General features: G+C 65.6%; 22 protein-coding genes and 1 pseudogene. 8 read left to right on the top strand and 15 right to left on the bottom strand.

Annotated elements, in window-relative coordinates:
* Positions 1-139 precede the first annotated feature (139 nt).
* Positions 140-736: a TetR/AcrR family transcriptional regulator gene (locus JQ573_RS35415; protein ID WP_249132671.1), complete on the bottom strand. Its 597-nt coding sequence runs from the start codon at positions 734-736 to the stop codon at positions 140-142.
* A 212-nt stretch (positions 737-948) separates the two neighbouring features.
* On the opposite strand from JQ573_RS35415, the gene JQ573_RS35410 reads away from it, so the two are divergent.
* Positions 949-1,593 carry a glutathione S-transferase family protein gene (locus JQ573_RS35410; RefSeq protein ID WP_212319456.1) on the top strand — a complete coding sequence of 215 codons (645 nt, stop codon included), beginning with the start codon at positions 949-951 and terminating at the stop codon, positions 1,591-1,593.
* 4 nt (positions 1,594-1,597) lie between these two features.
* Here the strand turns inward: JQ573_RS35410 and JQ573_RS35405 are convergent, their stop codons facing one another.
* The 3 genes from JQ573_RS35405 to JQ573_RS35395 all read right to left on the bottom strand — a co-directional run bounded on the left by JQ573_RS35405 (position 1,598) and on the right by JQ573_RS35395 (position 4,568).
* Complete coding sequence (locus JQ573_RS35405) at positions 1,598-1,762, bottom strand: hypothetical protein (RefSeq protein WP_212319454.1); 165 nt, start codon at positions 1,760-1,762, stop codon at positions 1,598-1,600.
* 100 nt (positions 1,763-1,862) lie between these two features.
* Positions 1,863-3,410 (bottom strand): hypothetical protein, encoded by a 1,548-nt coding sequence (locus JQ573_RS35400; RefSeq protein ID WP_212319452.1) that lies wholly within the window; start codon positions 3,408-3,410, stop codon positions 1,863-1,865.
* A 90-nt stretch (positions 3,411-3,500) separates the two neighbouring features.
* Positions 3,501-4,568: a hypothetical protein gene (locus JQ573_RS35395; protein ID WP_212319450.1), complete on the bottom strand. Its 1,068-nt coding sequence runs from the start codon at positions 4,566-4,568 to the stop codon at positions 3,501-3,503.
* Between the two features lie 204 nt (positions 4,569-4,772).
* On the opposite strand from JQ573_RS35395, the gene JQ573_RS35390 reads away from it, so the two are divergent.
* The 3 genes from JQ573_RS35390 to JQ573_RS35380 all read left to right on the top strand — a co-directional run bounded on the left by JQ573_RS35390 (position 4,773) and on the right by JQ573_RS35380 (position 6,720).
* Positions 4,773-5,147 carry a Crp/Fnr family transcriptional regulator gene (locus JQ573_RS35390; RefSeq protein ID WP_212319448.1) on the top strand — a complete coding sequence of 125 codons (375 nt, stop codon included), beginning with the start codon at positions 4,773-4,775 and terminating at the stop codon, positions 5,145-5,147.
* A complete protein-coding gene (locus JQ573_RS35385) occupies positions 5,144-5,953 on the top strand; it encodes an MBL fold metallo-hydrolase (RefSeq protein ID WP_212319446.1) in 810 nt (269 codons plus the stop codon). The genes JQ573_RS35390 and JQ573_RS35385 overlap by 4 nt, the downstream gene beginning before the upstream one ends.
* Before the next feature lie 152 nt (positions 5,954-6,105).
* Positions 6,106-6,720 (top strand): glutathione S-transferase family protein, encoded by a 615-nt coding sequence (locus JQ573_RS35380; protein ID WP_212319444.1) that lies wholly within the window; start codon positions 6,106-6,108, stop codon positions 6,718-6,720.
* A 197-nt stretch (positions 6,721-6,917) separates the two neighbouring features.
* On the opposite strand, the gene JQ573_RS35375 is transcribed toward JQ573_RS35380, so the two are convergent.
* The 3 genes from JQ573_RS35375 to JQ573_RS35365 are packed head-to-tail and all read right to left on the bottom strand — an operon-like array spanning position 6,918 to position 8,953.
* Positions 6,918-7,415: a TPM domain-containing protein gene (locus tag JQ573_RS35375; RefSeq protein ID WP_212319442.1), complete on the bottom strand. Its 498-nt coding sequence runs from the start codon at positions 7,413-7,415 to the stop codon at positions 6,918-6,920.
* A 4-nt stretch (positions 7,416-7,419) separates the two neighbouring features.
* A complete protein-coding gene (locus JQ573_RS35370) occupies positions 7,420-8,316 on the bottom strand; it encodes a YgcG family protein (protein ID WP_212319559.1) in 897 nt (298 codons plus the stop codon).
* Between the two features lie 22 nt (positions 8,317-8,338).
* Positions 8,339-8,953: a LemA family protein gene (locus JQ573_RS35365; protein ID WP_212319440.1), complete on the bottom strand. Its 615-nt coding sequence runs from the start codon at positions 8,951-8,953 to the stop codon at positions 8,339-8,341.
* A gap of 158 nt (positions 8,954-9,111) precedes the next feature.
* Between JQ573_RS35365 and JQ573_RS35360 the strand changes: the two genes are divergently transcribed.
* Genes JQ573_RS35360 through JQ573_RS35350 form a run of 3 tightly spaced genes read left to right on the top strand, consistent with a single transcriptional unit; the run spans position 9,112 to position 12,330 of the window.
* Positions 9,112-9,969, top strand: a complete 858-nt coding sequence (locus JQ573_RS35360) for an enoyl-CoA hydratase (RefSeq protein WP_212319438.1) — start codon at positions 9,112-9,114, stop codon at positions 9,967-9,969.
* A gap of 5 nt (positions 9,970-9,974) precedes the next feature.
* A complete protein-coding gene (locus JQ573_RS35355; protein ID WP_212319436.1) occupies positions 9,975-11,120 on the top strand; it encodes an acyl-CoA dehydrogenase family protein in 1,146 nt (381 codons plus the stop codon).
* 13 nt (positions 11,121-11,133) lie between these two features.
* The gene (locus tag JQ573_RS35350) at positions 11,134-12,330 is read left to right on the top strand and encodes an acyl-CoA dehydrogenase family protein (RefSeq protein ID WP_212319434.1); all 1,197 of its coding nucleotides are present in this window, start codon (positions 11,134-11,136) and stop codon (positions 12,328-12,330) included.
* A gap of 123 nt (positions 12,331-12,453) precedes the next feature.
* On the opposite strand, the gene JQ573_RS35345 is transcribed toward JQ573_RS35350, so the two are convergent.
* The 6 genes from JQ573_RS35345 to JQ573_RS35320 form a co-directional block, all read right to left on the bottom strand.
* Positions 12,454-14,781 (bottom strand): xanthine dehydrogenase family protein molybdopterin-binding subunit, encoded by a 2,328-nt coding sequence (locus JQ573_RS35345; protein ID WP_212319432.1) that lies wholly within the window; start codon positions 14,779-14,781, stop codon positions 12,454-12,456.
* Between the two features lie 111 nt (positions 14,782-14,892).
* Complete coding sequence (locus tag JQ573_RS35340; protein WP_212319430.1) at positions 14,893-15,768, bottom strand: dihydrodipicolinate synthase family protein; 876 nt, start codon at positions 15,766-15,768, stop codon at positions 14,893-14,895.
* Positions 15,761-16,717 carry an NAD(P)-dependent oxidoreductase gene (locus tag JQ573_RS35335; protein ID WP_212319428.1) on the bottom strand — a complete coding sequence of 319 codons (957 nt, stop codon included), beginning with the start codon at positions 16,715-16,717 and terminating at the stop codon, positions 15,761-15,763. The genes JQ573_RS35340 and JQ573_RS35335 overlap by 8 nt, the downstream gene beginning before the upstream one ends.
* Before the next feature lie 23 nt (positions 16,718-16,740).
* Positions 16,741-18,381, bottom strand: coding sequence for a phosphoglucomutase (alpha-D-glucose-1,6-bisphosphate-dependent) (gene pgm / locus JQ573_RS35330; protein WP_212319426.1), 1,641 nt, complete (start codon positions 18,379-18,381; stop codon positions 16,741-16,743).
* A 138-nt stretch (positions 18,382-18,519) separates the two neighbouring features.
* Positions 18,520-20,172, bottom strand: a complete 1,653-nt coding sequence (locus JQ573_RS35325) for an acetolactate synthase large subunit (RefSeq protein ID WP_212319424.1) — start codon at positions 20,170-20,172, stop codon at positions 18,520-18,522.
* Positions 20,173-20,250: 78 nt separating this feature from the next.
* A complete protein-coding gene (locus tag JQ573_RS35320; RefSeq protein WP_212319422.1) occupies positions 20,251-22,917 on the bottom strand; it encodes a M1 family metallopeptidase in 2,667 nt (888 codons plus the stop codon).
* A 246-nt stretch (positions 22,918-23,163) separates the two neighbouring features.
* On the opposite strand from JQ573_RS35320, the gene JQ573_RS35315 reads away from it, so the two are divergent.
* Positions 23,164-24,618: a GH1 family beta-glucosidase gene (locus JQ573_RS35315; protein ID WP_212319420.1), complete on the top strand. Its 1,455-nt coding sequence runs from the start codon at positions 23,164-23,166 to the stop codon at positions 24,616-24,618.
* A 1-nt stretch (position 24,619) separates the two neighbouring features.
* Here JQ573_RS35315 and JQ573_RS35310 read toward each other — a convergent pair whose 3' ends face one another.
* A complete protein-coding gene (locus JQ573_RS35310; RefSeq protein ID WP_212319418.1) occupies positions 24,620-25,687 on the bottom strand; it encodes a maleylacetate reductase in 1,068 nt (355 codons plus the stop codon).
* 20 nt (positions 25,688-25,707) lie between these two features.
* A pseudogene (locus JQ573_RS35305) lies at positions 25,708-26,677 on the bottom strand (helix-turn-helix domain-containing protein).
* Between the last annotated feature and the right edge of the window lie 22 nt (positions 26,678-26,699).

Here is a 26,699-nt window from a genome sequence, read left to right as displayed (position 1 = left end):
TCGTCATTGCGAGCGCTGCGCGCGATCGCTCCGCACAACGACATCCGTAGCCCGGATGAAGCGAAGCGAAATCCGGGAAAGCATGATCCGCTTGCGAGACCTGCCCCGGATTGCGCTTCGCTCCATCCGGGCTACGTAGCTAAGCCTTTGCGCCGATCAGGCCCCTGATCAACGCAAGCAGGCTCGCTGCCATCTCTCGCCGAAATCCGCGGCGGGGCGTTGCGAGCTGCTGCAGCAGCATGCCGATCAGCGCGGACACGAACAATTCCGCATGCCGGCGCGGCTCCGCGGAGCCGCCCGCGCGCAAGGCGAGCTCGGCGCTTTGCCGCCAGATGCCGAACCACCCCTCGACCACGGTCCGGTAGCGCTCGCTGCGCGCGGCGGCCAGGAAGGCTTCGTAACAGGCGATGTGGATCTCGGCCCTCGTCTTCAGCTCGTGATCGTACCAGCCCACCAGGGATTCCAGCCACGCCTCGACATCGAACGCCTTGCCTTGCAGGCTGAGCGCCAGCGCTTGCAGGCGGCCCGTCTCGCGAGCCAGGGCAAAACGAAGGGCGCCATCGATCAGCGCGTCGCGCGTCTTGAAGTGATGGGTGATCGCGCCGAGCGACAGGCCGGCCTCGACCGCCACCGCCCGGTGGGTCACGCCGTCGAGGCCCTTGCGCCCGATGATCCGGAGCGTCGCCTCCATCACCGGACGCTCGCGGCCTCCACTCTCCGGTTCGCTCCGCTTCATCGATTGCCGCTCAGTCCTGCCATGCAGAATCGACAGAACAAATGTTCTGTTTTGCGGATTATACGTATCGTCGAGTAAGTCGACAAGGATGTAGCCCGGATGAAGCGAAGCGAAATCCGGCGTGATCGGCTCGCAAGACCTGCTCCGGATTGCACTTCGCTCCATCCGGGCTACGTGGTCCGCGAGTTTTCTTTCATCGGAAGGCGTCCAACATGCCCCGCTATCGCCTGCACTACTTCCCGGAATCCGGCAACAGCTACAAGCTCGCGCTGATGCTCACGCTGTGCGGCGAGACGTTCGAGCCGGTGTGGACCGATTTCGGCGGCGGCGTCACGCGGACCGCGGAATGGCGCGCCACCGTCAACGAGATGGGCGAGATCCCGGTGCTCGAGGTCGACGGCGAGCGCCGCACCCAGACCGCGCCGATCCTGCTGCAGCTTGCCGAACAATACGGAAAATTCGGCGGCGAAACGCCTGCGGAGAAATTCGAGCTGTTGCGCTGGCTGTTCTGGGACAACCAGAAGCTCTCCGGCTACATGGCGACCTATCGCTTCATGCGCACCTTCACGCCGTCAGCCGATCCGAAGGTGCTGAAGTATTTCCGCGCGCGGCTCGACGATTTCCTCGGCATCCTCGACCAGCATGTCGGCAACAACGCCTTCATGATCGGGGCGCGGCCGACGGTGTCGGATTTCTCGATGATGGCCTATCTGCATTATCCGAGCAGCGAGACCGGCTACGATTTCGCGACCAGCCATCCCAACATCAGCGCCTGGCTCGGCCGTATCGCCGCGCTGCCCGGCTGGAAATCGGCCTATGATTTGCTGCCCGGCCCGCGCCTGCAGCACTACACCTAAGGGATCAGCGCTTCAGCCAGGACCAGACCAGGGCCACGACAATAATGCCGATGATGACCGCAAGCCCGATCGCCCAGACGCTGACGCGGACGGCGCTGACCGCCTGACGCTCGGCCTCGTTGGCCGCGATCTCGCGGTTGCGCTGCTTGTCCTGCTCGGGAGCACTCATCCGCCGGTCTCCGCTCAAGGGCTGGGCTGTTCGGGTCGTGGTCGCGAACCGCAATGTAGCATCAAATAATGACGCGCAGCCGCTTCGGTTCCGGCCGGAATTACCGGCCCTTCACGAAGCACATCCCCATCCGTGAGATCTTCCCCGCGACCTGGCAGGCGAGGCCTTCGGCGCAGGTCCAGCCGCGAAAGCTGCGGTCGGTCTCGGCCGGCCTGGCGCCCGGCAGATAGCAATGCGCGCCCCAGCCGTCGCTGTATTCGGTGCCGGCAAGCTCGGCGCCGGCGCGCAGTTGCGGCCGGTTGGAGAAGCCGCGCGAAAAGTCCGGCGCCTTGCCGTCGCGGAAGCTTGCGAGGATATCGCGGCGACGTGGTTGGTCGCCGAAGAAATGCGGCGAGGCCGGCACCACGGTGGAGTTCGACGGTTTTGCCGCCATCCAGTCGACGCCGGGGAAATGGAAGCCGCCGATGCCGCGGGTCTGGTGGCAGCCGGCGCAGGTGACGTCGTTGAGGCGCCGCTCGAGGCCGGCCAGCGACTGGATGTTTTGCAGCTTCGTTCCGTCGGCCGCGGCCTTCTGCAACGCGCCGACGACGTCACCTTCCGAGAACACCGCTGTGCCGGGCGTCCCCTCGCCCTGCACCATCCCGAACTCCGGCTCCAGGTCGCTGACGTCGAAACCGGTCGGCGTCGGCGCCACCGCACCGGTCGCGAGGAATTTGTCGGGGATCAACACGGTGCCGCGATCGAGCTCGGCAAAATGCCTGGGATCGAGCAGCCACGCCTTGAAGTCGCGCTTCAGCGCGTCGTCGGCGAGAATCCGGTCACGATCGATCTGGTTCTCCAGCGGCGCCTCGACAAAGCGTTTTGCCGCGCCGTCATAGTCGAACACTTTCAGGAGATAGTCGGTGCGGAAGTCGCGCACCGCGGATTTCGGCGCGTGCGCGATCTGCAGATTGGTCTCGATGCGGTCGATATTCCGTGCATCGATCAGGTCGAGCGGGCCATCCTTGCCGGACAACTTGTCCATCGCCGGCGGCGCGCCGGCGGTCGCGAGCCAGCGCCGCGCGATCTCGCGGCAGCTGAGCGACGGCTCGTTACCGTTGCCCTTGGCCTTCAGCACCAGATTCAGCGTCATCGGCAGCCGCTGCGACACCGCGTTCTCGCCGATCAGCGGCACGTCGGTGCGGGTCAGCCGATAGATCAGCCGGATCTCGCCGCAGCTGTTCGGCGCCACATAGGCGCGGTCCATGCGGTTGACGATGCCTGCCAGCACGAAGCGAACGTCAGGGGATTCAAACAGCGCGCGATCGAACAGCTGAAACGCAAAGCCGCCGCCGACCCCGATGCTCTCGTTCGGTAGGTTTTCCCTGTGCTTTCCGACATAACGATCGAATTCGCGATCGAGCGCCTCGCGCACCGGCACCATCGCAGGCAATCCCAAGAGATCGCGGTTCGACAGCGGCGTGTCGCCGGAGCGCTCCGGCGCGAGCATCCGGCCGAGACTGAGGCGGCCATGATCGAGCTCGCGCAGGATCGCGGGATCGATCACCGCCGCGCCGCGCTCGAGCGCGCGATCCTCCGCGGCGCGTGCCGGCACGGCGCCACCGAGCAGAACGGACATCACCAGGAGGCATTTCAGCGCGCGGCTCATGCCCCACTAACACCGCACGGCAAACCCTATTCAAGAAAAAAGGCGCTTCACATCGCAGTGAAGCGCCTTGGTATCGTCGTGTTTCGCCGATCAACGCGAAACGATCAGGCCCTTGCTGGTGACGACCACCCAACGGCCGTCCTGCTTGCGGATGGCGTCGACGCGGCCGAGGCCGGGGACGGGATCGCCGGCATAAACCTCGTAGATGCCGCCGCGGCCCTCGATCAGCGCGCCGCCATTGCCGACGTCGCGCAGCGCCCAGCCGTCGACCACCGGCATGCGGCCGACCTCGGGCCTGGGGGCCGCAGGTGCTGCCGCGGCAGTCGCCGGCGGGATCGAGCCGGTCACCTCGCGAGCCGGCGTCGCGGCGGCGACGGTCGTCTGCGGGGCGCGGAGCTTGTCGACGGTCTCGCTGAGCTTGTTGAGCTTGGCAATCGGCTCGGCCTGGGCCCTCTCGACCTTCTCGATCCGGTCGCTGGCCTTGCTGAACTGGGCCTGGCCGGCCTTGGCGGTCTGCTCCACGCTGGCCTTCAGCGCAGTGACCTCGGATTCGAGCCGGGCGAGCGCGGCGTCGGCCGCTTCCTTGGCGGCGGCGTCCTTGGCAGCATCCTGGGCAGCCACATCCCTGACAGAGGCAGCGGCAGGGGCGGCGAGATGGCCAAGCCCGGCGGTCGCGAGCGCGCCACCGATGGCTCCTGCCACGGTCGCCAGCGCAATGACCGCGGCCATGGCACCGAACCGGCGCGTGCCGGCCGGTTTGGCGGCCTGCTCGGCGCCCGGCTTGGAGGCGGATGCCTCGTGGTCCCAGGTCCGGTCACCGGGCGCCATGATCATCAGCTTGCCCGGGAAACGCGGCTCTTCACGCTTGCCGGTCTCGACCTTGGGCACGTCCATGTTGGTCGGCTCGATCTTGGCATTGATCTTGGCGTCGATCTTGGCCTCGATCATGGGATCGAGCCGGGACGGCTCAATCTTCGGGGATTCAACCTTCGGCGCGTCCATCCTGGGCGCGTCGGCCTTTGGCGACGTCTCTTCCTGCTCGGGCGCAAGCCTGACAGCCTCGACACCGGCCGCGGCCATCACGGGCTCGCTCTTCGCCGCCGTCTCGGCGCCGGCTTGACCGTTGACCGGCTCGCTCTGCTGCTCACTCACGTTCAAAGTCTCCAGACTGGGTTGACAATTCGGTAACTTTTATTGCTTGCGAAATGGTTACCCCGCTCCGCCATTACCTAAATTTTAGGGAGTTTTCCGGGCCGGATTTAGGCGATGTTGCCATGCGGCAATCTGCATCAGCTCCGTTTGCGCGCGGCGGTTTCCCGATTAACATACCGGCGTCTTCCAGCCAGAAGGCAGGAGAGCGCCATGACGATCGAGAAGTGCATCAACGAATTTGATGTCGATGACGTCATTTTTGAGGAAGGCTCGAGCGGCCGCGAGCTGTTTGTCGTGCTCGACGGCACCGTCGACATCGCCAAGATCAATGGCGGAAACAAGACAGTCATCGTGAGCCTCGGCAAGGGCGAGTTCTTCGGCGAGATGGCCGTGATCGACGGCTCGGCGCGCTCGGCAACCGCGATCGCCTCCGCACCCGCGACGCGGGTGATGCGGATCAACCACGCCCGCTTCGTCTATCTGGTCAGCCAGCAGCCGGCCTTCGCGCTGATGGTGATGGATGCGCTCTCAAAACGCCTGCGCGCATCCAACGCCGTCACTTACCGAGCGGCGGCCACCCCATGAGCGAGCGCAAACCGAGCCCGTTCAAGACGCTGTTCGAGGCCGACGTCGCCACGCTGATCCAGGCGGCCGACGACGTCTACCAGATCCGCTTCAAGAACCGTGCGGCGAATGCCTATCTCGTGCGCGGCAGCAAGCGGACCATCATGATCGACGTCGGGCTGTCGACCAACTATCCATCGCTGGTCGCCTGTCTCGACCATCTCGGCATCACGCCCGCGATGATCGACATGGTGGTGCTGAGCCACGAGCATCTCGATCACATCGGCGCGGCCTATCATTTCCACGGCAGCGCCTACATCGCGGCACACCGGCTCGCCGCCAACAAGATCATGCTGCGCGACGACTTCTCGATGCTGCGCAAGATGTTCAACGAACCGAACGTGCCGATCGACATCGACATCTGGCTCGAGGAGGGCAATCTGATCGACCTCGGCAATTTCCGCCTCAACGTGATGTACACGCCGGGCCATACATCGGCCTGCATCTCGCTGTTCGATCAGGACAAGGGACTGCTGTTCGCCGCCGACACGCTGATGCCCGGCGGCGTGATGGGCGGCGTGTTCGGCTCCGGCTCGATCGCCGACTACATCCAGTCGCTGGAGCGGCTGAAGGGCCTCAATTCGAAGCTCCTGCTGTCAGGTCATGGCCGGCTGTCCGACACGCCGCAGGACGACGTGCGGATCGCGCTGCAGCGCTCGCATGCCCTCCTCGAGGACACCGCGCAACTGTTCGACGCGCTCGATGCGCGGTCGAATTTCGAGCCGATCATGCAGTCGGTGCGCGATCTCAACAAGCTCGACGACTAACTCCGCACGTGACGGGGCGCGTGACTTTGCCTTCATTCCAGGCCTTGCCCGAACTCTGCGTGAGCCCACGCGGCAGCAAGTCATTTGACAAATCCGCGGGTGGCCTGTTCAACAACTGCAAGAATGACGCTGAAGAACGGGGAGCGAGGACCATGAAGCTTTACGACTCGATCGGACCCAATCCGCGCATCGTGCGCATGTTCATGGCGGAGAAGGGCATCGAGATGCCCAAAGAGACCGTCGACCTGCGCAAGGGGGAGAACCGCGAGGAAGCGCATCTGAAGCGCAATCCGCACGGCCAGATGCCGGCGCTCGAGCTCGACTGCGGCAACTACCTCTCGGAGATCACGGCGATCTGCGAGTATCTCGAGGAGAAGCACCCCTCGCCCGCCATGATCGGCACCACGCCGGAAGAGCGCGCGGAATGCCGGATGTGGACGCGCCGCGTCGATCTCAACATCGCCGAGCCGCTCGCCAACGGTTATCGCTTCGGCGAGGCGCTGAAATTCTTCGAGAAGCGCATTCCGGTCGCCCCCGAGGCCTCGCCCGGGCTGAAGATGATCGCCGCCAACCGCATCAAATGGCTTGATAACCAGATGGCCGATGGCCGCGACTACATCTGCGGCAAGCGCTTCACGCTCGCCGACATGCTGCTCTACTGCTGGCTCGATTTCGGTAACCAGGTCGGCCAGCCGCTGGACCAGTCGAACGGCAACATCGTGGCCTGGTTCAACCGCGTCGCCGCGCGGCCGTCGGTGAAGGCGTAGGGGTCTTCTTATTCTTATCCTCCCCTGGAGGGGGAGGATCGGTTGCATGAAGCGCAGCGCAATGCGAACCGAGGTGGGGTGATCTCTCCACTCGGGCAGCGTTCACGCGGAGAGACCTTCACCCCACCTCGCCGCTCATTGCATTCGCGTCGATCCTCCCCCTCCAGGGGAGGAGCACCGGACCAACCGTTGGTCGCTCAAATCACCACCGGCTTGTCGGGCAGCTCGTTCGGGCCTCCGGCGACATGCGGGAAATGCTGCGCCAGTTCCCGCGACACCGCCGCGATCCCCTTGATCACGCCCTGCTCGAACCGGCCCGCCCGAAAGTCGGTTTCCATCGCGCGGCAAATCGCTTCCCAACCGGCGCGGCCGACCTTCGCATCAATGCCACGATCGGCGACGATCTCGACGTCGCGGTCGGCGAGCAAGAGATAGATCAGGACGCCATTGTTGTGATGAGTGTCCCAGATCCGCAAGTGCGCGAATACGTCGAGCGCCCGCTCCCGCGCCGGCTGGTCGCGGAACAGCGGCACGCCGTCGAGCGCACCCTCGACGACGAAGCGGATCTGGCCGGAATGCGTGGCCTCGCCGGCCTTGATCGCCTGCTCGATCGCATCGAGCACGCGCGGCGGAAACTCCCGCCGCACGCGCCAGCGGTGTTCGAGCAGATGCTTGCCGATGCGCTTGATGCCCATGTGCCTACCAGCTCCCCGAAGCGCCGCCGCCGCCGAAGCTGCCGCCTCCGCCGCTGAAGCCACCGCTGTCGCTCGAGCTCGAGCCGCTGCTCCAGCCCCCGCCGCCGGACCAGCCTCCGGAATAGCCGCCGCCACGCCGGTACGGTCCCGAGCCGGCCGCCGGACCGCCAAAATTCAATCCGCCGAAGATCAGCGCCGCAACGGCGGCGAACAGCCCGACCACCAGGGCCGTGGCGAGCGAGCCGGCCACCATCCAGGCGAAGACGCCGACGATGCCACCGGTGGCGGCCGAGCCCAACAGCCGCCCCAGCATCGCGCGCAACACGCTCGCCACGATGATGACGACAAAGATCGTCACCGGATTGGCGAGATCGACGAAATTGGGACCCTGCCAATGCTCGGGCTCCGGCGCCGGCAGGTGCTCGCCATTGATCAGGCGGATCATGCGGTCGACGCCGGCCGAGATACCGCCGGCGAAATCGCCGGCCTTGAATTTCGGCGTGATGTCCTCGTCGATGATGCGGTGAGTGACGACGTCGCTCAGCACGCCTTCGAGGCCGTAGCCGACCTCGATGCGCAAATGCCGGTCGTTCTTGGCGACGACGAGCAGCGCGCCGTCGTCGACCTTCTTGCGCCCGATCTTCCAGGCCTCGGCAACGCGGATCGAGAACTGCTCGATCGTTTCCTCAGCCGTGGTCGGCACGATCAGGACCGCGATCTGGCTGCCCTTGCGGGTCTCCAGATCCTTCAGCCTGTCGTTCAGCGACGCGACGTCACTCGCCGACAGCGTCCCGGTCTGATCGACGACGCGGCCGGTGAGCTGAGGCACCGCGACCTCGGCCCACGCCGGGCACACGAAACCCAGCAGTAAGGCGAGCAGGATGATGCGTGCGGCGGTCATCGCGTTGGCGGGCACGCCCACGCTATTTCGACGGCGCGGGCGCCGGCGCCGGATTGAAATCGACCTTCGGCGCGGTCGAAATCTCCTTCTCGTTCTCGACCGAGAAGTTGGGCTTCTCCTTGTAGCCGAACACCATCGCAGTCAGATTGTTCGGGAAAGTGCGAATGCCGACATTATAGTCCTGCACGGACTTGATGTAGCGATTGCGCGCCACGGTGATGCGGTTCTCGGTGCCTTCGAGCTGCGCCATCAGGTCGCGGAACAGCGCATCCGATTTCAGCTGCGGGTAATTTTCGGTGACGACCAGCAGCCGCGACAGCGCGCTGGTCAGCTCGCCTTGCGCCTGCGTGAACTTCTGGAACGCGGCCGGATCGTTGAGCACCTCGGGCGTCGCCTGGATGCTGCCGACCTTGGCGCGCGCGTTGGTGACACCGAGCAGCACGTCCTTTTCCTGCTGCGCAAAGCCCTTCACCGAGTTGACCAGGTTCGGCACCAGATCGGCGCGCCGCTGGTACTGGTTCACCACCTCCGACCAACTCGACTTGACCGTCTCGTCATTGGTCTGGATCGCGTTGTAGCCGCAGTTGGTCAGGCTCAATGTCGCCAGCGCTGCCAGCACGGTCCAAAGCTTGCGCATGAAGTTGTTCCTCCCGGTGGATTCTCAATCAGAGTAACAGATTTTCGCCCGACAATCCCGCGTGGCGGGATTCACGGCCGGTTTTGCCGATGATGGCCCTTGCCTATCCCTCCCTGCGCCGTTCATCATGCCAAGAAAATCGATCCTGGGAGGATCCATTGGCGTCTGAACAATTCGAGACTGTCGTCGTCGAGCGGCCGGATCCTGCGATTGCGCGGATCGTGATGAACCGTCCCGAGGCCCGCAACGCCCAAAACCTGCAGATGACCTACGACCTCAATGCCGCCTTCGACCAGGCGGTGCAGGACGACGCGGTCAAGGTCATCATCCTCGCCGGCAACGGCCCGCATTTTTCGGCCGGTCATGATCTGCGGCCAGCGGGCAAGAACCAGGCGGGCGTCGATTTCCCGCCAGTCGGAAATTGGGGCGGCTTCGCCGAACCCAATGCGCATGGGCGCTTCGCACGCGAGCAGGAGATCTACCTGCAGATCACAAGGCGCTGGCGCAATCTCGCCAAGCCGACGATCGCGGAGGTGCATGGCAAGTGCATCGCCGGCGGGCTGATGCTGGCCTGGGCCTGCGACCTAATCGTCGCGAGCAGTGATGCCGAGTTCTGCGATCCCGTGGTGACGATGGGCGTCTGCGGCGTCGAATGGTTCGTGCATCCCTGGGAGCTGGGCGCGCGCAAGGCCAAGGAGATGCTGTTCACCGCCGACGTCTGGAGCGCCGACGAGGCGCATCGCCTCGGCATGGTCAATCACGTGGTGCCGCGCGGCGATCTCTCGGCCTTCACGTTGGCGCTGGCACGGCGGATCGCGACGAAGCCCGCGTTCGCGTTGAAGCTGTCCAAGGAGGCGGTGAACCGCTCGATCGACATCATGGGCCAGCCCGCCGCGATCGATCAGGCCTTCGCGCTGCATCAGCTCTGCCACGCCCACAATCTGCAGGAATTCGGAATGGTGGTGGACCCCGCGGGTCTGCATCCCTCCGTCAGAAAAACCGCCAACGTGAAGTAGACCAGATGGACCTGACCCTCAGCGACGAGCAGCGCCTGCTGCGCGAAAGTGCCGACCGCTTCGTGGCGGAGACCTTCACATCAGAGCATCGCAAGAAGGCGGCGAACGATCCGCTGGGTTATTCGCCCGCAATCTGGAAAGAGTTTGCCGAGCTCGGCTGGCTGGCGCTGCCGATCAGCGAAGCCCATGGCGGGCTTGGCGGCGGCGCGATCGAGATCGGGCTCTTGATGGAGGCATTCGGCCGCGGCCTGGTATCCGAACCATTCCTCTCCACGGTCGTGATTGGTGCTGCGCTGGTCGCCGAATGCGGCACCGAGGCGCAGCAGCAGATCATCCTGCGCAAGGTCGCCGAGGGCGCGTGCACGCTCGCCTTTGCGCATTCGGAGCGCGCCGCGCGGTTCGACCTCGGCCATGTTGACGCGGCGGCGACGAAAACTGCCGACGGCTGGCTTTTGAGCGGCAGCAAGATCGCGGTGCTCGACGGCGCATCGGCCAACCAGATCATCGTCTCGGCCCGCGTTGCCAATGCCAACGGCGCATCCGGCAAGCTCGGCCTGTTCCTGGTGCCAGCTGGTGCGCCCGGCCTTACCCTGCGCGACTACGCGCGGCTTGGTGGCGGGCGCGGCTGCAATCTTGATCTGAAGGGTGTGCAATTGCCCGCCGATGCGCTGCTCGGCGACGGCCAGGATGTGCTGCCCGCGATCGAAACGGTGGTCGACCACACGATGGCCGCGCTCGGCGCCGAGGCGGTCGGCATCATGCAGACGCTGCTCGACACCACGCTCGAATACACCAAAATTAGAAAACAGTTCGGGCGGCCGCTATCGGCCAACCAGGTGATCCGCCACCGGCTCGCCGACGTCGCGATGCAGGTCGACGAGGCGCGCTCGATGGCGCTGCGCGCTGCGCTGATGGCCAATGCCGAGCCTGTGGCCCGCGGCCGTGCGGCGTCCGGCGCCAAGGCGAAGATCGGCAAATGCGCGCGCTTCGTCGCCGAGCAGGCGGTGCAGCTGCACGGCGCGATGGGCGTCACCGAAGAACTCGACATCGGCGCCTATTTCAAGCGGCTGCTCGCCTTCGACACGCTGTTCGGCGGCAGCGCCCATCATTATCGCCGCCACGCCGCGTTGAGCGGCCGCGCCCACGCCTAACGGAGAGCGCAAGATGAATCTCACCTTCAGCGCCGAGGAACGTGCTTTCGAAAAGGAAGTCCGCGACTACATCGCCGAGAGCCTGACGCCGGAAATGAAGCGCGCCACCGCGCTGACGCCGTCGGTGTTCTCCGACCCCGACATCGGCATGGCCTGGCAGCGCGCGCTGCACAAGAAGGGCTGGGGCGCGCCGGGCTGGCCGGTGGACCATGGCGGGCCGGACTGGACGCCGGCGCAGCGCTGGATCTTCGAGGCCGAATGTGCCCGCGCCGGCGTGCCGAATGTCAACGTGATGGGCGTCAAGATGGTCGGCCCGGTCATCATCGGCTTCGGCTCTCCGGAGCAGAAGAATTTCTATCTGCCGCGGATCCTCTCCGGCGAAGACTACTGGTGCCAGGGCTATTCCGAGCCGGGTTCGGGCTCCGATCTCTCGTCGCTGAAGACTCGCGCGGTGCGCGACGGCGACGACTACGTCATCAACGGCACCAAGATCTGGACCACGCATGCGCACCACGCCAACCGCATGTTCGCGCTGGTGCGCACCAATGAGGGCGAGCGGCAGCAGGACGGCATCAGCTTCATCCTGATCGACATGAAGACGCCGGGCATCACCACGCGCCCGATCCTGACCATCGGCGGTGACCACGAGGTCAACCAGGTGTTCTTCGACGACGTTCGCGTGCCCGTCGCCAATCGCGTCGGCGAGGAAGGCAAGGGCTGGACCTACGGCAAATATCTGCTCGAATTCGAGCGCGGCTCCGGCATTGCGTCGGCCAAGCTGCGCGAGGCGCTGAAGACGATCTCCGATCTCGCCGGCTCCGAGGTCACCGGCCGCGCCATCGAGGACCCTGATATCGCGATGCGGATGTCGGAGGTCGAGGTCGATATCGATGCGCTCGAAATGACCGAGCTCAGGGTGCTGTCGGCGCTGCAGACCGGGCAGAACCCCGGCGCGGTGTCGTCGCTGATCAAGCTGCGGGTCAGCGAGATCCGCCAGGCCGTGACGCGGCTTGGTGTCGACGTGATCGGCCAGGACGGCCTTGCTGTCGAACCGGCGCGGCCGTTCTACCGGTTGAACCACGAGCCGGCGATCCCGGAAGAGCTGCTCCCGGTGGTGCCGGAATATCTCAACGGGCGGGCCTATACGATCTTCGGCGGCTCGTCGGAGATCCAGCGCGACATCATCGCGAAGATGGTGTTGGGGTTGTAACGGTCACACTCTCCGTCATTCCGGGGCGCGCATAGCGCGAGCCCGGAATCCATTTCACCGCACAACGTGCGGCCCGATGGATTCCGGGCTCATCGCTTCGCGATGCCCCGGGATGACAGAAACCTAAGCCGCCCCCGCCTTCGCGTCCTGGATCGCCTGCCAGATCTTCACCGGCGTCAGCGGCGTGTTGAGCTGGGTGATCCCGACCTCGCTCAGCGCATCCATCACGCCGTTGGTGATGCAGGGCGGGCCGCCGATCGCGCCCGACTCGCCGCAACCCTTGGCGCCCAGCGGATTGGTCTTGCACGGCGCGGAGGGATCGAGCGTCACTGACATCGGCGGAACGTCCGAGGCGCGCGGGATGCAATAGTCCTGATAGCTTGCGGTCAGAAGCTGACCTTCCTCGCTGTAGGCCACGCCTTCGTAAAGGGCCTGGCCGATGCCCTGGACGACGCCGCCATGCACCTGCCCCGTCACCAGCATCGGATTGACGGCGACGCCGACGTCGTCGACCGTGGTGTAGCGCACCACCCGCGTCACGCCGGTCTCGGGATCGATCTCGACCTCGCAGATATGGGTGCCGTTCGGCCAGCTCGGGCCGTCGACATTACCCTCGCTCTCGACCGAGAGCTTGGCGCCGCTTTCCTTCTTTGCGATCTCGAACAGGCTGATGCGCTTGTCGGTGCCGACCACGGTGAGGAAGCCGTCGCGATACTCGATGTCCCCGACGGAGGCTTCGAGCAGGTGGGAGGCCTTGTCGCGCGCCTTGTTGATCAAGTCATTGCTCGAGACTGCAACCGCGGTGCCGCCGACGAACAGCGAGCGCGAGCCGACGCTGCCGAAGCCGGTGGCGAGATCGGTGTCGCCCTGGATGACGTCGATCTTGTCCATGGCAATGCCGAGCGTATCTGATATCATCTGGGTGTAAGTGGTGGCGAGGCCCTGCCCCATCGCCATGGTGCCTGAATGCAGGATGACGCGGCCTTCCGCGGTCGCATGCAGCGAGACGTTTTCGGTGTGGGCGCGGCCGCCGGTCCATTCGATGTAGCTGGTCAGGCCGCGGCCGTAGAGCAGGCCCTTCTTCTTCGCCGCCTTCTTGCGCGCGGCAAAGCCGTTCCAGTCGGCCAAATCGGACGCGCGCTCCAGCATGTGGGCGAAGGCGCCGGAGTCATACACCTGCCCGACCGCATTGGTGTAGGGCAGTTGTGCCGGCTTGATGTAGTTGACCTTGCGGATGGTGCGCGGGTCCATGCCGATCTGGCGCGCCGCGGCATCGAACAACCGCTCGACGATGAACACCGCCTCGGGCCTGCCGGCGCCGCGATAGGCGCCGACCGGCGCGGTGTTGGTCATCACCGACTTCACCTCGAAATGCACCAGCGGCAGATCGTAGACGCCGGTCTGCACGAACGGGCCGAGCACCAGCGGAATGATGTTGGCGGTGCCCGACGAATAAGCGCCGGTGCCGCCGATCGAGCGCACGCGATAGGCCAGCACGCGGCCCTTGGCGTCGAGCGCGAACTCGCCGGTCGAGGTCAGGTCGCGACCATGGGTGCCGCCGACGAACTCGTCGGTGCGGTCGCCGCGCCAGCGGATCTTCTCGTTCAGCTTGGTCGCGGCATAGGCGACGATGCCGTCTTCGGGATAGAGGCTGGTCTTCTGGCCGAAGCCGCCGCCGATATCGCCGACCAACACGCGCACGCTGTCCTTCGGCCGCTTCAGGATCGATTCCGCCAGCAGATCGCGGGTCGAGCCCGGGGTCTGCGACTGCACATGGAGAATCAGCCGGCCGGTCTTCTTCTCGATCTCGGCAATGGTCGAGCGCGGCTCCATCGCCGACGGCACCAGGCGCTGGCTGACCAGGTCGAGCGACACCTTGTGCGCGGCGCTGGCGAAGGCTTCCTCGACCTTGGCGGCGTCGCCATAGCTCATCGCGGCCACGATGTTGTCGGGCGCCTCCGGCCAGACCGCCGGCGCGCCCGGCTTGATCGCCTCGACCGGATCGACCACCGAGGGCAGCACCTCATAATCGACCTCGATCGCCTCGGCCGCCGTCTGCGCCAGCACGCGCGAGGTCGCGACCACAGCCGCAACACCCTCGCCGGCATAACGCACCACCTCATGCGCCAGCAGGCGCCGCGGCGGCACGGTCATCGGCGAGCCGTCGGGGCGCTTGAAGATCGCCAGCGTCGGCAGCGTGCCTATATCGTCCTTGACGAGGTCGGCGCCGGTATAGACCGCCTTGACGCCGGGCATCTCGAGCGCCGCCTTGGCGTCGATCGACTTGATATTGGCGTGGGCATGCGGCGAGCGCAGCACGTGCAGCCAGAGCGCGCCGTCCTGCGGCTTGTCGTCGATGAAATGTCCCTTCCCGGTAAGCAGCCGCTGGTCTTCCAGACGCTTGACCGGCTGGCCCGCACCAAAACGCATATTGCCGGGAAGAATGTTCATCGGAGGGTCCTTGATTTCAGAAATTTCGGCGGGTTTTAACGGATTTTCGGCGCGAGACAACACGCCCGGAAACGACGAGGTAATGCGCCTTATGCAACGCGCAAGCCAGCTTCAACCGAGATCGCGCAACGCGGCCTCGACGACCTTGCGCTGCTCGGCGGTGAGCGGCGCCTGCGGCGGCACGGGGTCGCCGACATCGTAGCCCTGGCTCGCGAGCCCGGCCTTGATGCAGGCGGCGAGGTTGAAGCGGGCGAACGCCTCGTTGATGCGCCAGAGCTTGCGCTGCAAGGTCATCGCCTCGTCCCAGCGGGCGCGGCGGCAGAGATTGTAGAGCTCGACGCTCTGGCGCGGGATGATGCAGGCCGGGCCGGCCATCCAGCCATGGCCGCCGATCAGCATCACCGCGGCCGGAATATGGGCGGAGGCCGAGAACACTTTCAGGCTGTCGCCGCAGCGGTTCATGATCGACAGCAGCCGGCCGGTGTTGGTCGAGGCGTCCTTGATGTAGCCGATCCGCGGATGCTGGGCGAGGCGCGCGATGACGTCGAGCGTGAGGTCGGAGCGCTGGAAATTCGGATTGGTGTAGATCACGACCGGGATGTCGACGGCGTCGGCGATGGCGCGGAAATAGGATTCCACCTGCGCGTCACTAAGCGGAAAATACGCCTCCATGATCGCCAGAATGCCGGCAGCACCCCGCTTCTGATAGGCCTTGGCCTGTGCCACCGCATCCGCCGTCGAGGTCGAGGCGACGCCGGCGACCACCGGCACGCGGCCCTGCGCGGCCTCGATCGTGGTCGCCACCACCTGCATGCGCTGCGCATTGTTGAGATAGGCGAACTCGCCGGTCGAACCGAGCGGCGTCAACCCATGGACGCCGGCCTTGACCAGATCGTCGCAGAGCCGGCCCAGCACCTCGGTGCGGACATGGCCGGCGGGATCGACCGGAGACACCAGATACGGAAAGACGCCGTGAAAGTCAGCCATTTGCGAGCCTCGTTGACGGCGAGACATAATCGGGATCGTGCGCAAAGGGAAGCGGCTCGCCGCTGCGCAGGGCGCCGAGCACCGCGGCAAAGTCGGTTACGGCGCGGAAACCGAGCAGCCGTTCGGCCTTGCTCGCATCGTAGATCCGGCCGATCGATTGCGGCAAATGCCAGCCTTGGCGCTCGAACAGCGCCGAAGCATCGGGGAAATGGCGCGCGATCACGCCGGCGGCGTCCGTCTTCAGATCAGCGACGTCGCTGCGCGCAAACGGCGTCGGCGCGCTGATCACCAAGACCTCGAAGCCGCGGATCTTCTCCAGCGCCACGACATGGGCATCGGCGGCATCCTCGACCGTGAGACGGCGATACAGCAGCTCGGTCGCCTTCAGGTTCTCGCCGTGGATATCGCGGATCGTATCGTCGTCCTCGGGGAAGAAGCGGCTGGTGCGCAGCACCGCGCAGTTCAGCCCATGCTCGCGGCTGAAGAGCCGGCACAGCCCCTCGGCAGCAAGTTTCGTCACCCCGTAGATGTTGCGCGGCTCGAGCGGCCCTGTCGCCTCGTCAAGCCACACCGCCGCATGGCCTTCCTCGTCGCGGATCGCCTGCGAGATCATCAGCGAGGTCGTCGAGGTGAACACGAAGCGGTCGTGGCCGGCGGCGGCGGCCGCCTGCAGCAGATTGAGCGTGCCTGACACGTTGACGTCGACAAAGGCCTGCGGCGCGAACCGCGCGATGTCGGGCTTGTGCAGCGCGCCGCCATGGATCACGGCCTCGATGCCGTGATCGCCGAACACCCGATCGATCACCGACCGGTCGACCACGGAGCCGACCACATTGGTCGCCTCGCCCGGGACGACGTCGAGGCCAGTCACGTCATGGCCGGCCTGTCGAAGCCGCAGCGCAAGGAAGCGGCCGAGCCAGCCGGAAGAGCCGGTCAACAATACGCGCATGAATTCCGCCCGGCCTTGTGCTCTCAGAACACCTTGGCGATCGCGGCCTGCGCGTCGCCCTGGATCTGTTTCAGATGATCCGGCCCGCGGAAGGTCTCGGCGTAGATCTTGTAGACATCCTCGGTGCCGGACGGACGCGCGGCAAACCAGCCGGCCTCGGTTTCGACCTTGATGCCGCCGAACGGCTGATCGTTGCCCGGCGCCTTGGTCCTGACCGCGCGCACGGGATCGCCGGCGAGCTCGGTCATGTTGAGCTGCTCGGGCCCGAGCGCCTTCAGCGCATTCTTCTGCTTCGGCGTCGCCGCGACATCGATGCGCTCGTAATAGGGAACGCCGAGTTCGGCGGTCAGCTCGTTGAACAACTCGCTCGGATCGCGACCGGTCTTGGCGATGATCTCCGCCGCCAGCAGGCCGAGGATGATGCCGTCCTTGTCCGTGGTCCACGCCGAGCCGTCGCGCTTCAGGAACGACGCGCCGGCGCTCTCCTCGCCGGCAAAGCCGAAGCCGCCGCTGCCGAGCCCTTCGACGAACCATTTGAAGCCGACCGGCGTCTCGACCAGCTTGCGGTTCAGCTTCTTGGCCACTCGATCTATGATCGAGCTCGACACGATGGTCTTGCCGATCGCTGCGCTCCCGCTCCATTGCGGCCGATGCGCGAACAGATAGGCGATCGCGGTGGCGAGGAAGTGGTTCGGGTTCATCAGCCCGTTCGAGCGGGTCACGATGCCATGGCGATCGGCATCGGTATCGTTGGCAAAGGCGACGTCGAATCGGTCGCGCATCCCGATCAGGCTCGCCATCGCATAAGGCGACGAGCAGTCCATCCGGATCTTGCCGTCCCAGTCCGCGGTCATGAAACGGAAGGTGGGATCGACCGCCTCATTGACGACGGTAGCGTTGATGCCGTAGCGCGCGATGATCGGCTGCCAGTAATGCACCGCCGCGCCGCCGAGCGGATCGATGCCGATCTTGACGCCGGCGGATTTGATCAGCGCCAGATCGACGGTGTTGCCGAGATCGGCAACATAGGGCGTGATGTAGTCGTGCAGATGCGTGGTCGCGGCCTTGCGCGCCCGATCATACGGCATCCGCGCGACGCCCTTGAGACCGGCCTCGATGTAGCGGTTGGCGTTCTTCTCGACCACAGCGGTGACGTCGGTGTCGGCCGGACCGCCATGCGGCGGATTGTATTTGTAGCCGCCGTCCTCCGGCGGGTTGTGTGACGGCGTGATGACGACGCCGTCGGCAAGGCCCGTGCTGCGTCCCTTGTTGTAGCTCAGGATTGCATGCGAGATCACCGGCGTCGGGGTGTAGCCGCCCTGCCCGTCGATCATGATCTCGACGCCGTTCGCCGCGAACACCTCGACCGCGCTGGCCAATGCCGGCTCGGCGAGCGCATGGGTATCGATGCCGATGAACAGCGGCCCGGTCAGCCCCTTCTCGCGTCGGTAATCGCAGATCGCCTGCGTGGTGGCGAGGATGTGGTCTTCGTTGAAGGAATTCTTCAGCGACGAGCCGCGATGGCCCGAGGTGCCGAAGGCAACCCGTTGGGTGGGATTGCTGGCGTCGGGCTTGCCGGCAAAATAGGCCGTGACCAGCCGCGGCACATTGGCAAGCGCTGAGGGATCGACGGGTTTGCCGGCGGCAGGATTAGGTGCAGTCACGTGACCTCTCAGATCTGGTATCGCCGACCATCCGCACAACGAGTGATACTCATTGCGTAACATCCTGGCGTGCTACCATGGCGGCTTACGTTCAATCAAGCCGAGGACTTTTCGTTCCCTGCGAAACGCAGCTATGCTCTACGACACGTCGATCTGCTGCACCTTCTCGCGCAGCTCGTCGACCAGCACCCGCTTGTTCTCGGTATAGTCGATCGGCACCACCACGAGATGCACGCCGCCGCCGGAGAAGGCCCGCTCCAGGGTCGGGACGATCGCCTCCGTGCTCTCGATCCGCGAACCCTTGGCGCCATAGCTCTCGGCATATTTGACGAAATCCGGATTGCCGAAAGTGAGGCCGAAATCCGGGAAGTTGTCGACCGCCTGCTTCCAGCGGATCATGCCGTAGGCAGAATCCTCCAGGATCAGGATCACCAGATTGAGCTTGAGGCGGACCGCCGTCTCCATCTCCTGCGAGTTCATCATGAAGCCGCCGTCGCCGCAGACCGCGAGCACGCGGTTCTTCGGATACAGCATCGCCGCCATCATCGCCGACGGCAGGCCGGCACCCATGGTGGCGAGCGCGTTATCGAGCAGCAACGAGTTCGCGAGCAGCGTGCGGTAGTTGCGCGCAAACCAGATCTTGTACATGCCGTTGTCGAGCGCGACGATGCCGTCTTCGGGAATGACCTGCCGCACATCGTGCACGATGCGCTGCGGCGTCGGCGGCCAGCGGCCTTCGGTGGCGCGATCGGTGATCCTCGCCAGAATTCCTTCGCGCAGGCTGAGCAGCGCGCTGGCGGACGGCAGCTTTCCCGCGACCCGATCGGCCAGCAATTCGAGGCTCGGCCCGACATCGCCGATCACCTCGCATTGCGGGAAGTAGACCTGCTCGACATTCGCCGCCGTGTAGCTGACATGGATCACCTGCGGCCCCTTCGGGCCCATGATGAAGGGCGGCTTCTCGATCGTGTCGTGACCGATCGCGATGATCAGGTCGGCGCGGTCGATCGCCTCGTGCACATAGTCGCGCTCGCTCAGCGCGGCAGTTCCCATGTACTGGTTGGTACCGCCCGATACCGTGCCCTTGCCCATCTGGGTCGTGAAGAACGGGATCTTGGTCCGCCGCACGAAGTCGCCGATCCCGGCGGTCGAGCGCGGGCGCGATGCCGCCGCGCCGAGCATGATCAGCGGGCGCTGCGCCTTCAGGATCATGTCGGCGGCGCGGTCGAGCGCAGCCGCATGCGCGATCGGAATTTCGATCGGATGCGGCGGCACGATCTCGACCGGCGCCATCTCCTCGCGCGCGATATCCTCCGGCAGTTCGAGCAGCACCGGCCCCGGCCGTTCCTGCGTTGCGATCCGGAAGGCGTCGCGGACCAGCGTCGGAATGGTGGCGCCGCTGACGATCTGCAGCGACAGCTTGGTCAGCGGACGGAATGTGTTGACGATGTCGACGATCTGGAACTTGGCCTGCCGGCTGCTCAAGATGCCCTTCTGGCCCGTGAGCATCACCATCGGCATCGCGCCGAGCAGCGCATAGGCGGCGCCGGTGGTCAGGTTGAGCGCGCCGGGACCCAGCGTCGTCATGCAGACGCCGGGCTTTCCGGTCAGGCGGCCATAGGTCGCCGCCATGAAAGCCGCCGCCTGCTCATGCCGGGTCACGATCAGCTTGATCGAGGATTTACGCAGGCTCTCGACGACGTCGAGATTCTCCTCGCCGGGAACGCCGAACACCCGTTCCACGCCCTCATTCTCGAGGGCCGCGACCAGCAAATCGGAACCTTTGACCATATCAGCCTCGCATCGTTGATTGCATGCCGCGCGCGGAGCATAGCCGCATCGCGCGCCGCCGGAAACTCTCTTGCGATCTCACGGCTTGTGCGCCCTGATCCAGGCGTCGGCCACGGGCAGCACACGCGCGGCGAGATCGGCCGAGATCGCGATCGCTTGCAAGGAGCGCGCCACCGTCACCCGCCCGCCGCTGGTCGATTGCGACGGGGCAAACGCGGCGAGCTGTGCCGCGTGGTCCTGATCGGTAAAATTGATCATGAAGTTCGGCACGAACTGGTCGCGGAAATTCGGCCCTTGCCTGGCCAGCAACGTATCGAAATTGGCCTGGACGAAGTCCCAGGCGAGCTGCGGATGCTCGCCTGCGGACGCAACCGAATTGATCATCCCTGTGACGATCGTGTCGGGCAATTCGTTGGTCAGCGTCAACCCCAGCGTCGCGCGCGCCAGCTCAGCATCGCGGGCGCTGGCCACGGCGAAATAATAGCGCAGCCGCTCATTGGTCGCCGTGCTGTTGCGTGCGAGCGCCAGCAGTTTGTCATATGTCGCCCGATCGGCCGTGATGCCGACGACATGGGTGACCGCATCGCGCAGCGTGGTCGGCAGCGATTTGGGATCATCGAGGAACGCCGCAAAGCGCCGCTTCGCCTCGGCGATGATGGCCGCGTCACCGAGGTCGCCAAGCGTCGAGATCAGGCTCGCGCGGAGCAGCGCAGTGTCGTCGTCACCCGAGCCGCCGCCATCCCATCCGATCCGGTCGAACACCGGGCGCAGTTTGGCGCGGGCATAGGCCTGGATCACACCCCGCTCGCTGCGGTCGCGCGACAGGCGGTTGAGCGTGGCAAAGGTCGAGATCACCTGATCCCACACCGCGCGATGGTCGCCGGCATCCAGCGCGTCGAGCAGCGCGAGATAGGACGGCGCTTCGGCGCGGCCCGCCTGCACCAGCGCCCAGCTGTCGGTGACGACATTGAGCCGGTCGGCAACCTGCATTTGCGGGAAGGTGTTCAACAATGCGGCACGGTTCTTGGGGCCGTATTCGACCCTGAAGTAGCCGACATCGCCGAGATTGACCTTGATCGCATCGCCGCATGCGCCGGCCGGAATATCTGTACTACCCTTCAGCAGGATCTCGTCAAACGGCCTGCCCTGCGCCGGTCCAGCCGCAACCGGGATCGGCCAGTCGTGGGCCGGCAGCGGCGGATCGTTGGCCGGGGCGATCACGAAACGGTCCTGCTGCAACGTCAGGCGTTGCGCGGTGCCATCGCAGGCCGTCTCGGCCATGACCAGCGGCACGCCATCCTGCTCCGTGAAGGAGGCGGCGATGCCGGTGATCGTCTTGCCGCCGGACGTCTCGAGCGCCTGCCAGAGATCGGCGGTGGTGGAATTGCTGTGGGCATGTGCGGCCATGTACTTGCGGATGCCGTCGCGGAACGCCTGCTCGCCGAGATAATTCTCGAGCATGCGGATCAGCGCCTGGCCCTTGTTGTAGGTGATGGCGTCGAACGCCGTGACGGCTTCGCTGTGGTCGGCGATCGGCTGCTGCACCGGGTGTGAGGTGCGGCGCGCATCGAGCGCCATGGCAAACTGCTTCGCGCCGTAGCCGTTCAGCCAGCTCTGCCATTGCGGATAGAACTGCTCCGAGGCCTTGGTCGCCATCCAGCTGGCAAAGCCCTCGTTGAGCCAGAGATTGTCCCACCACGCCATGGTGACGAGATCGCCGAACCACATATGCGCCATCTCGTGCGCGATGATGCCGAAGATGCCGCGCCGCGCCGTCTCGGCATTGGTCGCGGGATCGAACAGCAGTCGGCTCTCGAAGAAGGTGATACCGCCCCAGTTCTCCATCGCGCCGCCGAACCCGCCGGGAACCGCGATCAAATCGAGCTTCGGCAGCGGATATTTGACGCCGAAATAGTCGTTGTAATAGGCGAGCAGCTTCACCGCGCTGTCGAGCGCGAACCGGCCCTGCCCGCTCTTGCCCTCCGTCGTCACCACGCCGATGGTGACGCCGCCGGCATCCGCCGTGATCCGCTCAAGTTCGCCGACGGTGAGCACGAACAGATAGCTCGACATTTTCGGCGTCGGCGCGAACGTGACCTTCTTGAGATCGCCGGCGGCCGCCGCCTCGCTCGCGATGGGCATGTTGCCGACCGCTAGCAGATTGCGCGGGATCACGACGGTCAGCGCGAAGCTCGCCTTGAACGACGGCTCGTCCCAGCACGGAAAGATCCGCCTTGCATCGGCCGGCTCCAGCTTGCTGGAGATCAGCCGCTTGATCCCGGTCGGGGTCGGATAGTCGACCACAAACAGCCCGGTGCCGAATTTGTTGATCTGCGCCGTGAACGCGATGCGGAGCTTGTGCCGGCCCACCGCAAGCGGCTTGGCGAAGGTCAGCGTCGCGGTCTGCGCGGTGGCGTCGGTCGCGACCTCCGCGCGCTGCGCGCCGTCATCGATCGTGGCCTCGGCGAATGTCGTGTTGATCGCGTTCAGCGTTAGTTGCGCCGTAGCCTCACGCACCTCGATGTCGACGGTCTCCACGCCAGGCAGCGCCAGGCTGGTGATATCGGGCGTCAGCTCGATCGCGTAGCTCAACGGGACAACCGTCTTCGGCAGCTTCCCGGGTGTGCCGTCGAACGAAAATGTCTGCTCGGCCTGCGCGCCTGCGGCCGTCGCCAGCAGCAAGCCGATTGCCGTGGCAAGACGACGCAGCAGCGCGGTTCGGACATGGGTCGCAGGCTTGTTCATCGCGCAGCTCACCGGGTTCTCGGGATTTGGGATGTCATTGCGGAAGGACGTAGCAGGCAATCTAGTAGAGAAGATGTCGCCACAAAACTGACAACTCCGCGACATCCGACATCGCAACGGGTCGCATCGATTGGTGCGCCGCTCGCTACCGCGGCTCGACCTCGCGGCCTTGTTGCTCAACCGCGGGGTGGAAGGTTAACCTGCGGCTGGCATTCCAGCCGCGGCATCCGGCGACGGGAGACAACAATGTTCGGAAAGTTCTCGCGCCGGCAGTTTGCGGGCCTTGCAGGCCTCTCGGCGCTCGGTTTGACCGGCCCTGCCGAGGCCGCGAACCACGCTCCGCGGCCTGACGGCGCGAACTTTCCCGCCGGCTTCGTCTGGGGCACTGCGACCTCGTCCTACCAGGTCGAGGGCGCGGTCAAGGAGGACGGCCGCGGTCCGTCGATCTGGGACACATTCACCCACACATCGGGCAAGATCGAGGACGGCTCTACCGGCGATCGCGCCAACGAGCACTACCACCGCTACAAGGACGATGTCCGCCTCATCAAGGATCTCGGCGCCAGGGCCTATCGCTTTTCGATCGCCTGGCCACGGGTGTTCCCCGATGGCACCGGCACGCCGAACCCGAAGGGCCTCGACTTCTACAACCGCCTGGTCGACGAGTTGCTCGCGAACGGCATCGAGCCGTACGCCACGCTCTATCACTGGGACCTGCCGCAGGCGTTGCAGGACCGAGTCGGCGGCTGGCGCTCACGCGACACGTCGAGGGCATTTAGCGATTACGCCGGCTATGTGGCGCAGCGGTTGACCGACCGGGTCAAGAACATCTTCACCCTCAACGAGGTCGGGCGTTTCCTCCCGTTCGGCTATGCACTCGGCGTTGACGCGCCGGGCCTGACGCTGCCGCCGGCCGAGGTGAACCAGGCGCGCCACCATGTCGCGCTGGCGCACGGGCTCGCGGTGCAGGCGATCCGCGCCAAGGGCCGCCCCGGCACGCGGGTCGGTCCCGCCGAGAACATCACCGCCTGCGTGCCCGCGGTCAACACGCCGGAGAACATTCGCGCCACCGAGATCGCGACACGCGAACTCAATGCGGGTTTCCTCGGCGTCCTCCTCGAAGGCAAGTACACCGAGGGCTTCCTGCAATATGCCGGTGCGGACGCGCCCAAATTCACCGCCGAGGAGCTGAAGATCATCGCGCAGCCCAACGATTTCGTCGGGCTCAACATCTACGCGCCGCACTGCTATGTCCTCGCCACCGACACTGCCCCCGGCTGGAAGCCGCTGCCGATGCCGGGCTCCTTCCCGCATATGAATTCGGATTGGCTGCGGATCGCGCCGGAGACGATCTACTGGGCGCCGCGGATTGCGGCCAAGCTCTGGAACATCAAGAGCATCTATATCAGCGAGAACGGCACGTCCGGCGAGGACAAGCTGCAGCCGGACGGGCAGATCTACGACCTCGACCGCATCATGTTCCTGCGCAACTACCTCGCCCAATTGCAGCGCGCGACCGCCGACGGCGTCCCGGTCCACGGCTATTTCCTGTGGAGCCTGATGGACAATTTCGAATGGATCTACGGGTACGCGAAGCGCTTCGGCCTGTACCGGGTGGATTTCGAGACCCAGGCGCGCGTGCCGAAACTGAGCGCGGCGTTCTATCGCGACGTGATCGCGCGCAACGCCATCGGCGTGTGATCTATCCCGCCTGCGGCCGCGCGCCCGACCACGCGCGCCGCAGCAGGTCGCTGATGCCGCTGTCCTCGATCGGCCGCGGATTCCAGTAAGGATTCCTGGTAGCGAGTGCGGCCGCCTTTGCGATGCCGTCTTCGGGCATGCCGATCTCGGCGAGCGAGCGCGGCGCGCCGAGCCTTTCCGACAGATCGAACAGGCCATCGGCCGCATCAGCGGCTCCAAGCGCCCGCGCGGCACGGCCGATCGCATCGCGCGCGGCCGGCGTGTTGTAGGCGATGGTGTGCGGCAGCAGCACCGCATGGGTTTCGGCATGCGGCAGGTCGAACAGCGCGCCGACGGTGTGGCAGAGCTTGTGATGCAGCGCCATGCCGACGGTGCCGAGACAGACCGCGCACAGCCAGGCGCCATACAGGGCATCGGATCGCGCGTCGAGGTCGTGCGGCCCCGCGATCACGTTCGGCAGCGATGTCGCGAGTTTTGCGATCGCCTCTTCCGCCATCAGCGAGGTGATCGGATTGCCGTCCCGCGCATACAGCGCCTCGGCCGCATGTGCGATCGCGTTGAGGCCGGATATCGCCGAGAACTTTGCCGGCATCGAGATCGTCAGGTTGACATCGTAGATCACGGCTTCGGGCAATATCTTCGGCGAGGATTGCGTGGTCTTGACGCCGTCGACAGTCTCTCCGAGCACCGGCGTCATCTCGGAGCCGGCATAGCTGGTGGGGACGATCAGTTGCGGCAGGTCGGTGCGCAACGCAATCGCCTTGCTGAGGCCAGTCGCGGCACCCGCGCCGATCGCAACCACGCCGTCGGGCTTCAACTCGCGGACCATCTGCATCGCACGTTCGGTGACCGCGACAGGGGTGTGCACAACAGCGCCGTCGAACGCGCCAGCCATGCGGCCGCCGGTCAAGCCTCGGAGATCGCCGAGCTCGGCCTGCTGCCGCCGGCTTGCGAGCACCAGCGCGCGGCTGATGCCGAGCCGGCCGATTTCGTCCGCCAGCGCGGCAACCGTGCCGGTCCCGAACACGACCCGCATCGGGCTGACCTGATAGGTGAATGATTGTGACATCGTGACTTCCGAACTTTGCGTTAGCTCCGGCGCCAGTCGCGCGGCGTGCAGCCGAAGCGATGCCGGAAGCGCCGGGTAAAATGCGACAGATCGGAGAAGCCCCAATCGAACGCGATGTCGCCGATCGCGCGCCCGGCGATCGCGGGATTCTTCAGATCGCGCGCCGCGCCATCGAGGCGACGGTTCATCACATAGCTGGCGAATGTGGTGCCGGCCCGCTCGAACAATTTGTGGACGTAACGCTCGCTGATGCCGATCGCGGCGGCGATCGCGGCAACGCCGAGGCCGGGCTCGCGCAGCCTGCGGTCGACGGCGCGGCGCAGCGCGAGCCAGGTTGCATCGGCAAGACTCGCGCTCTCGGCAACGCCCGCGCGGCCAGTCCGCGACAGGCTGAGCGCCACCAGGTCGAGCAGCACGCCGAACAGCCGGGCGTTGTCAGTATCCGATGCGCGGAGCGCCGAATTGTTCAGCACCTGCGCGGTCTCGGCGATGAGATGGCCGACGAACGGATCATCGGAGATCCGCGCCGGGGCCACCTCCGGCGCCGACGGCAGCCGCTCATCGAGCGCCTCGGCCGGCACCCAGAACGAGGCGACCTGCAGCGCGGGACCGCGGTCGTGCAGCAGCGAGAACCGCTGCCCGCTGTCGAAGATACCGACCTGCCCGGGCGAGAGGCTGATCTCGCGCCCAGCCTGCTGGATACGGCAGCGGCCGGCGAGCTTGAGATTGAGATAATAACAGCGCCGGCTGGACGCCGCGATATCGGCAGCCGAGCGCCGCACGACATGCTCCGGGAAACTGACCCGGTTGACCGCGCCGTCGCCGAGCCCAACGGGCCAGGAAACCCGGCGTCGCCGGCGGCTCCGGCGTCAAGTTCATGAAGGCCTGGCAGATCGCCTCGCGATAATAGGCGAACTGCTCGCCTGGCCGCGTGTCCGCGGTATTCCAGCTCAGCCTGCGCGAGCGATCCGCGGCGGCGATTTGCTGCATCAGTTCACTCCGAGCCCAATCC

The sequence above is a fragment of the Bradyrhizobium sp. AUGA SZCCT0105 genome, assembly GCF_018129565.1.
Taxonomy (GTDB): domain Bacteria; phylum Pseudomonadota; class Alphaproteobacteria; order Rhizobiales; family Xanthobacteraceae; genus Bradyrhizobium.
Note: the sequence above shows the minus strand (reverse complement) of the source record. Positions and strands in the feature narration are given on the sequence as shown.

Excerpts from the sequence above, each read along its gene's own strand:
- JQ573_RS35355 (WP_212319436.1), top strand. The coding sequence starts at position 9,975 with ATGGACCTGACCCTCAGCGACGAGCAGCGCCTGCTGCGCGAAAGTGCC.
- JQ573_RS35320 (WP_212319422.1), bottom strand. The coding sequence starts at position 22,917 with ATGAACAAGCCTGCGACCCATGTCCGAACCGCGCTGCTGCGTCGTCTT.
- JQ573_RS35410 (WP_212319456.1), top strand. The coding sequence starts at position 949 with ATGCCCCGCTATCGCCTGCACTACTTCCCGGAATCCGGCAACAGCTAC.
- JQ573_RS35375 (WP_212319442.1), bottom strand. The coding sequence starts at position 7,415 with ATGGGCATCAAGCGCATCGGCAAGCATCTGCTCGAACACCGCTGGCGC.
- JQ573_RS35365 (WP_212319440.1), bottom strand. The coding sequence starts at position 8,953 with ATGCGCAAGCTTTGGACCGTGCTGGCAGCGCTGGCGACATTGAGCCTG.
- JQ573_RS35405 (WP_212319454.1), bottom strand. The coding sequence starts at position 1,762 with ATGAGTGCTCCCGAGCAGGACAAGCAGCGCAACCGCGAGATCGCGGCC.
- JQ573_RS35385 (WP_212319446.1), top strand. The coding sequence starts at position 5,144 with ATGAGCGAGCGCAAACCGAGCCCGTTCAAGACGCTGTTCGAGGCCGAC.
- JQ573_RS35350 (WP_212319434.1), top strand. The coding sequence starts at position 11,134 with ATGAATCTCACCTTCAGCGCCGAGGAACGTGCTTTCGAAAAGGAAGTC.
- JQ573_RS35335 (WP_212319428.1), bottom strand. The coding sequence starts at position 16,717 with ATGCGCGTATTGTTGACCGGCTCTTCCGGCTGGCTCGGCCGCTTCCTT.
- JQ573_RS35310 (WP_212319418.1), bottom strand. The coding sequence starts at position 25,687 with ATGTCACAATCATTCACCTATCAGGTCAGCCCGATGCGGGTCGTGTTC.
- JQ573_RS35415 (WP_249132671.1), bottom strand. The coding sequence starts at position 736 with ATGAAGCGGAGCGAACCGGAGAGTGGAGGCCGCGAGCGTCCGGTGATG.
- JQ573_RS35400 (WP_212319452.1), bottom strand. The coding sequence starts at position 3,410 with ATGAGCCGCGCGCTGAAATGCCTCCTGGTGATGTCCGTTCTGCTCGGT.
- JQ573_RS35380 (WP_212319444.1), top strand. The coding sequence starts at position 6,106 with ATGAAGCTTTACGACTCGATCGGACCCAATCCGCGCATCGTGCGCATG.
- JQ573_RS35370 (WP_212319559.1), bottom strand. The coding sequence starts at position 8,316 with ATGACCGCCGCACGCATCATCCTGCTCGCCTTACTGCTGGGTTTCGTG.
- JQ573_RS35390 (WP_212319448.1), top strand. The coding sequence starts at position 4,773 with ATGACGATCGAGAAGTGCATCAACGAATTTGATGTCGATGACGTCATT.
- JQ573_RS35325 (WP_212319424.1), bottom strand. The coding sequence starts at position 20,172 with ATGGTCAAAGGTTCCGATTTGCTGGTCGCGGCCCTCGAGAATGAGGGC.
- JQ573_RS35340 (WP_212319430.1), bottom strand. The coding sequence starts at position 15,768 with ATGGCTGACTTTCACGGCGTCTTTCCGTATCTGGTGTCTCCGGTCGAT.
- JQ573_RS35315 (WP_212319420.1), top strand. The coding sequence starts at position 23,164 with ATGTTCGGAAAGTTCTCGCGCCGGCAGTTTGCGGGCCTTGCAGGCCTC.
- JQ573_RS35345 (WP_212319432.1), bottom strand. The coding sequence starts at position 14,781 with ATGAACATTCTTCCCGGCAATATGCGTTTTGGTGCGGGCCAGCCGGTC.